Origin of the sequence: Methylobacterium tarhaniae (assembly GCF_001043955.1) — a bacterium.
Classification (GTDB): domain Bacteria; phylum Pseudomonadota; class Alphaproteobacteria; order Rhizobiales; family Beijerinckiaceae; genus Methylobacterium; species Methylobacterium tarhaniae.
In genome coordinates, this window is sequence record NZ_LABZ01000328.1 from 1 (window position 1) to 642 (window position 642).

1 protein-coding gene is annotated in these 642 nt (G+C 75.1%); it reads right to left on the minus strand.

Annotation, left to right across the window (positions count from 1 at the left end; all coding sequences use genetic code 11):
• The coding region (locus VQ03_RS29700) for a PEP-utilizing enzyme (protein WP_245292249.1) at nt 1-642 on the minus strand (642 nt) is incomplete at both ends.

Below are 642 nucleotides of genomic sequence, written 5' to 3' on the forward strand. Positions count from 1 at the left end.
GGCTGGAGCGGGAGGCCGCCCGCGCCGCCGTCGCGGGTGACCGCCGGCACGTCGCGGAGCGCCCGGTACTGCTCCTGGCGCCGGGCCCGCAGGCGCGCCTTCTCGGCATAGGCCGCCTCGATCTCCGGCCCGGGCCGAATCTGGATCTCGCCGGTCCCGCCATCGACGATGATCGCGTCCCCGGTCTCGACGAGGGCGGTGGCGTTGGCCACCTCGCCCACCGCCGGGATGCCCAGCGCCCGCGCCACGATGGCGATGTGGCTCGTCGGCCCGCCCTCCTCCAGCACCACGCCGCGCAGGCGGGCGCGGTCGTAGTCGAGGAGTGCCGCCGGGCCCATCGAGCGCGCCACCAGGATGGCGTTCTCGGGCATCGCGTCCGGCCCGACGGTCGGGCGGCCAACGAGCTGGCGCAGAAGGCGGTTGGCGAGGTCGTCGAGGTCGTGCAGGCGCTCGCGCAGATACGGGTCGCTCTGGCGCAGCATCCGGGCGCGGTTGTCGGATTGCACCCGCTCCACCGCAGCTTCCGCCGTGAGACCGGACAGCACCGCCTCGCGCATCCGCCGCAACCAGCCCTGGTCGTGGGCAAACATCCTGACGGTCTCGAGCACCTCGCGGTGCTCGCCCGCCCCCGCCACGTCGCCG